7 protein-coding genes are annotated in these 7,179 nt (G+C 51.5%); 1 reads left to right on the top strand and 6 read right to left on the bottom strand.

Annotated features, from left to right (window positions below):
• On the bottom strand, window positions 1-419 hold a 419-nt coding region (locus H567_RS27590; protein ID WP_028322858.1), incomplete at its 3' end, for an IS66 family transposase.
• A gap of 876 nt (window positions 420-1,295) precedes the next feature.
• On the opposite strand from H567_RS27590, the gene H567_RS0120715 reads away from it, so the two are divergent.
• Window positions 1,296-2,144, top strand: coding sequence for a 3-hydroxybutyryl-CoA dehydrogenase (locus H567_RS0120715; protein WP_028322856.1), 849 nt, complete (start codon window positions 1,296-1,298; stop codon window positions 2,142-2,144).
• Between the two features lie 497 nt (window positions 2,145-2,641).
• On the opposite strand, the gene H567_RS29450 is transcribed toward H567_RS0120715, so the two are convergent.
• From H567_RS29450 to H567_RS0120685, 5 genes are all read right to left on the bottom strand, one after another.
• Window positions 2,642-2,920 (bottom strand): IS66 family transposase, encoded by a 279-nt coding sequence (locus H567_RS29450; protein WP_208598443.1) that lies wholly within the window; start codon window positions 2,918-2,920, stop codon window positions 2,642-2,644.
• Between the two features lie 140 nt (window positions 2,921-3,060).
• Window positions 3,061-3,474 carry a cobalamin B12-binding domain-containing protein gene (locus H567_RS0120700; RefSeq protein ID WP_028322853.1) on the bottom strand — a complete coding sequence of 138 codons (414 nt, stop codon included), beginning with the start codon at window positions 3,472-3,474 and terminating at the stop codon, window positions 3,061-3,063.
• 176 nt (window positions 3,475-3,650) lie between these two features.
• On the bottom strand, window positions 3,651-5,333 hold the full coding sequence (locus tag H567_RS0120695) for an acyl-CoA mutase large subunit family protein (protein ID WP_035255576.1): 1,683 nt from the start codon (window positions 5,331-5,333) through the stop codon (window positions 3,651-3,653).
• Between the two features lie 50 nt (window positions 5,334-5,383).
• Complete coding sequence (mdh, locus tag H567_RS0120690; protein WP_028322851.1) at window positions 5,384-6,322, bottom strand: malate dehydrogenase; 939 nt, start codon at window positions 6,320-6,322, stop codon at window positions 5,384-5,386.
• A gap of 160 nt (window positions 6,323-6,482) precedes the next feature.
• The coding region (locus H567_RS0120685) for a 2Fe-2S iron-sulfur cluster-binding protein (protein ID WP_051185176.1) at window positions 6,483-7,179 on the bottom strand (697 nt) is incomplete at its 5' end.

The following is a 7,179-nucleotide window of genomic DNA, read 5'->3' as shown; positions in this document are numbered from 1 at the left end:
GTGGTGAAGATCCCTTTGCGTTTGCTGTCCGGATCCTGCTCTTTGAGGAAAGCGAGCACCTTCGCGGAGGTGTCATCATTGTGGAGCAGCGTGCCCTGCGCGGCGAATGAGACCATGGCATCCATGACCGGGGCCAGAGCTACGGCTGCGGTATCGAGGATATCCCACTGGGTGGAGGCGGGCAGAGGTTGGCCCAGATTCCTTTGAAGGGTCTCGATCCGGTTGAAGGGCATGCCGCAGCCATACTTCAGTATCGCCAGCATGGGCGTAGCGGAATCGTCGTATTTTTGCTCGGAGACCCCTTCGGGCAGCTCGGGGGTGAAGATATCTCCGCACAGATTGCAGCGTAAGCGGATTCGTTCATAAACGGTGGCTTTGAGAGGGGCTGTTCCAAGGATATGAACAAAGACCGACGGCATGGCCAGCTCTTATAGTTTACCCTTCTCACAGCTTGGTGAGGGATCCCCGGAGTTCAGAGCGGGGTGTTCGATGCGCACCCTGGCAGCGCCGGTGTACTGGCCTGCGCCGTTTTTCCCGTGTCCCTGGGGTTTTGGTTTGTCGCCTTTTTTCCGGACCGGTTCGGTTTTATCCTTGAGGATGTTTCGGTCTGTCTCGGTCGGGGCCCCCAGCAGGTACTTGCACAGCCGGCCGATGGAGGTTTGTTTCTCGGCAAGGACCTCCCGCAGACGCGCCACTGTTTTGGCAGAGTTGTTCCACCAAATGGTGCAGCCGACGCCCGTCTCTATGTGCCCATGGAAGCAGCTTAGCGTTTCATGCCGAAATTTACAATGACCTGCCTGAAGCAAGACGACGCATAACGGCCCGGCGAGAGGAGGGTGCAGGCTGACTGCATGGAGTGAGAGGGGACGTTTCGCAACGGCTGTGCGTCACAATATATCGGAACAATCTTCGGGCGGGAAACGGCGTCTGTTCCGAAATGGGTCTGCAAGCAGGTCAACGGCTTTCAGGCTCGGAGAGTGCCGGCCGATCATTTTCAGGGTGCGGCAAAGAGAGGCTTGCTTTTGCCGCCCTCTTGAGCCTATGAAGAAAAGGCTGCGGAGCTTTCGCTCGGGGCCTTTCGAGTCGAGAACGGCGATGGGAGAGGGCGGGCGGTGCTGAATCCGCGCGGAAGCCGTCTCCAGGCGGCCGGGTCTGAAGCCGGTTGCGCCGGGGGTTGAAGCGCGGGGCTGCAATGGCCGCCGGGCCTGCCGTGGCGGGGTTCGCCCGCAAGTCCCCCGCCCGCGGAGGGGTTCAGGGACGCAACATCCATTTCAAACGATCGAGGAGGAGGAATGGTGGACATTAGGACAGTGGGAGTGATCGGTTCGGGGCAGATGGGCTCCGGTATAGCGCAGGTGGCGGCCGCAAGCGGATACGCGGTGATCATGAACGACATTCAGGATGCGTTTGTGGAGCGTGGCTTTGCGACCATCGAAAAGAGCCTCGGACGGCTCGTCAAGAAGGAGAAGTTGACCCCCGAGGACATGAAGACGATTCTGGGCCGCATCGAAGGTTCGATAGCGCTCGATGACATGACCCGTGCGGATTTCGTCATCGAGGCGGCCGTGGAGAACGAGGAACTGAAAGCGCGGATCTTCGAGCAGTTAGACGCGGTCTGTCGGGAGGAAGCCATACTCGCCTCCAACACCTCGTCGATCTCGATCACCCGGATCGGATCGGTCACCAAACGGCCTGACAAGGTGATCGGCATGCACTTTATGAACCCCGTTCCGATGATGAAGCTCGTCGAGATCATCAACGGCCTGGCCACTTCGCAGGAAACCTTAGGGACCACTCGCGACTTGGCGGTGGCGATGGACAAGACGCCTGTGCCGGCGAACGACTTTCCGGGGTTTATCAGTAACCGCGTGCTGATGCCCATGATCAACGAAGCGGTCTATGCCCTGTTCGAAGGGGTGGGGACGGCTGAAGACATCGACCAGGTCATGAAACTCGGGACGAATCACCCGATGGGGCCGCTGGCCCTCGCGGACCTGATCGGGCTTGACACCTGCCTTGCCATCATGGAGGTTTTGCAGCGCGGGCTCGGCGACGACAAGTATCGCCCTTGCCCCCTGTTGAGGAAATACGTCGCCGCCAGGTGGCTCGGCCGGAAGTCGGGTCGCGGCTTTTACGTCTATTGAGCGGAGTGGGGGCGCTGTTTTTTCCGCGGGATGTCCATAAGCATGCGATTCGGTCGGTCGACACCCCTCGAGGCCTCCGGGAGATAAAGGAGAGGGGGTGCCGGTTGGGCCTCGCGTACTCTCTACAGGTAAGCGATATCGGGGTCTGAGTCAAAGGGTAGGCTGGGCGATCGAGGCGAGGTCGGGTTCCTGGCCCCGGAAGTATGCGCGCAGGGCTTCAACAAGGACGGGGAAGGTTGTCTTTTTCTGAAGCCGGCAGGTCTGCCTAAGTGAGAGGATACGCTCCACCCAGCGATTGCCTTCTTCGCTCTGGGCGCACCCTGGCTGGATTTGCGCCACAGCACGGCGAATCGAAGCATCCTCTCAGCATGATTGTCGGTGGGATCCACTCCCTGCTCGGAGAGAAACGTCCAAAGGCTTTCGATTTCCCCTGCGAAGACGGCGTGCAAATCTGCCGGCATCATCCTTCCGGTCCTCCGGAAGGGTGATCAGGCGGATCAAACGAGCATAAAAGGCCTGCCACTCCCCGACGGGGGGGGAGCCTTGGCCATATGGCATAGTCGTTGGAGTTCATGAGTTGCCCAGAGACCGAAGCGTTTTATATCCGGGTCTTTCCTTTCGGAGAGTTCCTTGGCCTTGCGGATCAGATGGGCAAGGCAGGTTTGCCGCAGCCCGACCCATCGGCGGTACACGCTGTATCCGTCCGAGACCAGGATGCCGGCCCAGTCCTTGATCAATGCTTCGAAGGAGGCCTTCGAGCGGTTGGAATGGATCATGAAGAAAGCTCCTGCCGGCCCCGCCATAACCCCCTGTAATCGCTTACAGTAACTTCATTAGAAAGCACTCCAGGAAATGTGCTTTCCCCTATACCTATACAAAAACACAACGATTCGTAACTGGCGAAACAAACCTATATTTATGGTAAACTTTTTGAAAACGGAGTATGGCATCGGATGAAAGATATTATTTGATCGGTAGGAGTTCCTGGACCAAATATTTCCGCTATGCCGGCCTTCTTTAATTCGGGAATATCCCCGTCTGGAATAATTCCACCACCTATCACCAAAATATCATCAACATTTCTTTCCTTCAATAGATCCATCACCTTTGGGAAAAGGTAATCATGTGCACCCGATAATATACTCATAGCAATCACGTCAACATCCTCTTGAATTGCAGCATCAACTATCTGTGAAGGGGATTGACGGAGACCAGTATATATAACCTCCATCCCGGCTTCCATTAGAGCACAGGCAATCACCTTTATGCCTCTGTCATGTCCGTCTAATCCAGGTTTAGCAGCAAGCACACGTATCCTATTGTCTTCCATACGAAAAGGGCTCCAATATTTTGTTGCTAGAACAGAAATTTGGCGCTCGAGTTTATTGTCAATGCTAAATAAGCAGGCTAACTCGGTGCGTCAAAATACAAATTCCAATGTCAATTATAATTTAACTCAGCCAAACAAACATGGATTATATAATAAAAATAATAGATCAAGCTGCCTTACCCGAATGTTTTTACCTGAGCATATTCACCAAATACACTTTTTAGCACACGACAGATTTCACCAAGAGTCGCATAACTGCGAACAGATTCGAGGATATAAGGCATCAGATTATCTTTTCCCCGAGCACAATTTTCCAAACTAGTCAGGCTACTTTCTACCTTATACCTATCTCTCGTCAATTTGAGGCTGTTAAGCGCTTCGATCTGAGTCAATCTGACTTGTGGATCGACTCTCTGTAGGTCCCCCTCTTTTTCCTCCTCTACATGGAACGAATTCATGCCGACGACCACCCGCTTCTTCTGCTCTATTTCCTGTTGCCACTTATAAGCACTCTCCTGAATTTCCCGTTGGATGAAGCCGTTTTCAATAACCTCCACCGCACCTCCCATCTTATCGATTTTCTGGATATAGGCCTCCGCCTTTTGACAGATTTCGTTAGTCAAATTTTCAAGGTAGTAAGAGCCGCCCAATGGGTCGACAGTGTCTCCGGCGCCTGTCTCATGGGCAATCAACTGTTGGGTGCGCAGAGCCACCTGGACTGCTTCTTCAGATGGCAAACATAACGCCTCATCCATGGAATTAGTGTGCAATGATTGGGTCCCGCCCAGCACAGCAGCTAAGGCCTGGAAGGCAACCCGAACGATATTATTCTTTGGCTGCTGCGCTGTCAGTGTGCATCCGGCTGTTTGCGTATGAAAACGCATCATCATGGATTTAGGATTTTTCGCCCCAAATCTTTCTTTCATGATTTTTGCCCACAATTTTCGTGCTGCCCTGTATTTAGCGATTTCTTCGAAAAAATCCGAATGTGCATTGAAAAAAAATGAGAGTCTAGGCGCAAATGTATCCACATCAAGACCTGCAGTTATTGCAGCTTCAACATAAGCGATCCCATCAGCAAGTGTGAAAGCGATCTCCTGAACAGCCGTTGACCCTGCTTCTCTGATATGATATCCGCTAATACTGATTGTATTCCACAATGGCACATTAGAAGCACAATAGGAAAATATATCGGTAATAACCCTCATAGAGGGTTTTGGCGGGAATATATAGGTACCGCGTGCAGAATACTCTTTAAGAATATCATTCTGTATAGTACCCCTCAGCTTATCTGATGATACACCTTGTTTTTCACCAACGACAATGTACATAGCCAATAATACGGCAGCTGGAGCATTGATGGTCATCGATGTACTGACCGTATCAAGAGGAATACCATTAAATAGAATTTCCATATCTTTCAGGGAATCTATGGCTACTCCAACTTTCCCCACTTCCCCAATAGCCATATCGTCATCAGAATCATAACCAATCTGCGTTGGCAAGTCGAAAGCTACAGAGAGACCGGTCTGACCTTGCTCCAGAAGGAATTTATAGCGTCGATTTGATTCCTCGGCCGAAGCGAATCCCGCATACTGCCTCATAGTCCAATATTGAGTTCTGTACATCGTTGGCTGCACCCCCCTCGTAAAGGGAAATTCCCCAGGGAAGCCCAGTTCTTCGATATAGCCAACATTGTATGTGTCGACAGGAGAATATAGCCGTTTAATAGGAATACCGGAAGGATTTATAAAGTTAGCTTTTCTCTCTGGGTGTTTATTTATTTTTTTTTCTACCCCATCAGACCATTTCTTTGCATTATCAGCAATATCGCCCCTGCAATCCACTTCTCCAACCATTCTTATTTCTCCGTTTCTGCCGATATTCATTCCTTTTTCACGAATTTTTATTACATTTTCAACCGGTTAAGATCATTAACGAGTTGTTGCACGGCATCGGCAGATCCGCGAAGCGACCTTTCCTCATCCGGCGATAATTCTATTTCAATGATCTCTTCAATGCCCTTTGCACCTAATTTAACCGGCACGCCCATGAAGAGATTTTTAATCCCGTATTCGCCTTCAAGATACGCTGCGCACGGAAGTATCTTCTTCTTATCTTTCAAAATGGCTTCAGCCATTTCAACAGCAGCAGAAGCTGGAGCATAATACGCACTTCCAGTTTTCAATAATCCTACAATTTCTGCACCTCCATTTCGTGTACGTTCCACCAAGGCCTCAATCCGCTCGGATGGCATCAATTCGGTGATTGGAATTCCGGCCACAGTAGAATAACGAGGCAAAGGAACCATTGAGTCCCCATGGCCGCCTAAAACAAAGGCATGGGTATTTTCAATGGAAACATTTAATTCCATTGCGATGAAAGTACGGAAACGAGCTGAGTCTAAAACACCCGCCATACCTAAAATTTTCTTTTTGGGGAATTTAGAAACTTCATAAGCAACATGGCACATCGCATCCAGTGGATTGCTCACGATAATAAGTATCGTATTAGGAGCTACTAAGGCAATTTTTTCAACTACTGATTTCATAATAACCATATTGGTCGATAACAGATCATCCCGACTCATCCCTGGTTTTCTAGGAATGCCCGCAGTTATTATAACAATATCCGAGTCCTTCGCTTCGCTGTAATCATTCGATACACCTGTGATTTTACAGTCATGTTTTTCAATCGGTGCTGCCTCTGAAAGATCTAGTGCCTTTCCCGCTGGCACATTTTCCAGGATGTCTATTAAAACAACATCTGCTAACTCCTTCTCCGCAAGGCGCATTGCGACTGTTGCCCCTACATTGCCACACCCAATAACTGTAACTTTCCTTCTCATGATGTACACTCCATAACATGTGATTAAATCGAAAATAATTATTTACTCTATTCAGCGATTATCCGTACCAAAGAGCGATACCGAACCCACTGAGAATCTCACTTTTGATGATCAAAAATTTGTAAATTTATTTCGCTACCCTGCTACTACAAATACAAACCTATTTGCACTTACGGGCCACAAAATCCTGCAAAGGAAGACCTGTGAATTTCGAAATGTACTCCAGCTGTTTTTTCGGTGCGATATACCGCCCGGTGTCTTCGCACCGGACCATCTCGAAGTCCGTATTCCATATCCTTCGAACGCCGTCCTTTTGCTCCATGCGAATCACATCCACCGGACAGACATACGCACACGAACCGCATGCGATGCAGTCCGGCGGCGCTTCACCGAACGGCGTCGTCACCTTGCGGTGCACTCCCCTGCCTGCAAACCCGATGGCGGTGACGCCTACGACCTCACGGCAGGCCCTGACACACTGGCCGCAAAGGATGCATCCTTTCACCTCGGCCGGGAAGCGCGAGGAGGAGACCCCGACTCGCGACGCCATGGCAAGCAGCGCCGGGTGTTTGGGGTTGCGCGCCAGCAGGAGCTCCATGACCAGCCTGCGCACGTTCTGCACGCGCGGGGTATCCGTTTCGACCACCAGCCCTTCGGAGATCTCGTAGATGCAGGAGGCGACCAGGCGAGTGCGCTTCCCCTCGGTGATCTCGACCATGCACAGACGGCAGGCCCCGTAAGGCGTCAGCGCCTCGTTGTAACACAGGGTGGGGATATCGATATTGACGCCGCGCGCCGCTTCCAGGATCGTCGTATGGGGGGCGGCCTGGATCCTCCGCCCATCGATCGTCACGGTA

The organism is Desulfatiglans anilini DSM 4660, assembly GCF_000422285.1.
GTDB classification, from domain to species: Bacteria; Desulfobacterota; DSM-4660; order Desulfatiglandales; family Desulfatiglandaceae; genus Desulfatiglans; species Desulfatiglans anilini.
This window is presented reverse-complemented; position numbering and strand designations above follow the sequence as displayed.

Bases quoted from the DNA above. Each gene is read 5' to 3' on its own strand.
- H567_RS29450 (WP_208598443.1), bottom strand. From the start codon at position 2,920: ATGATCCATTCCAACCGCTCGAAGGCCTCCTTCGAAGCATTGATCAAG.
- H567_RS0120700 (WP_028322853.1), bottom strand. From the start codon at position 3,474: ATGGAAGACAATAGGATACGTGTGCTTGCTGCTAAACCTGGATTAGAC.
- H567_RS0120695 (WP_035255576.1), bottom strand. From the start codon at position 5,333: ATGGTTGGAGAAGTGGATTGCAGGGGCGATATTGCTGATAATGCAAAG.
- mdh (WP_028322851.1), bottom strand. From the start codon at position 6,322: ATGAGAAGGAAAGTTACAGTTATTGGGTGTGGCAATGTAGGGGCAACA.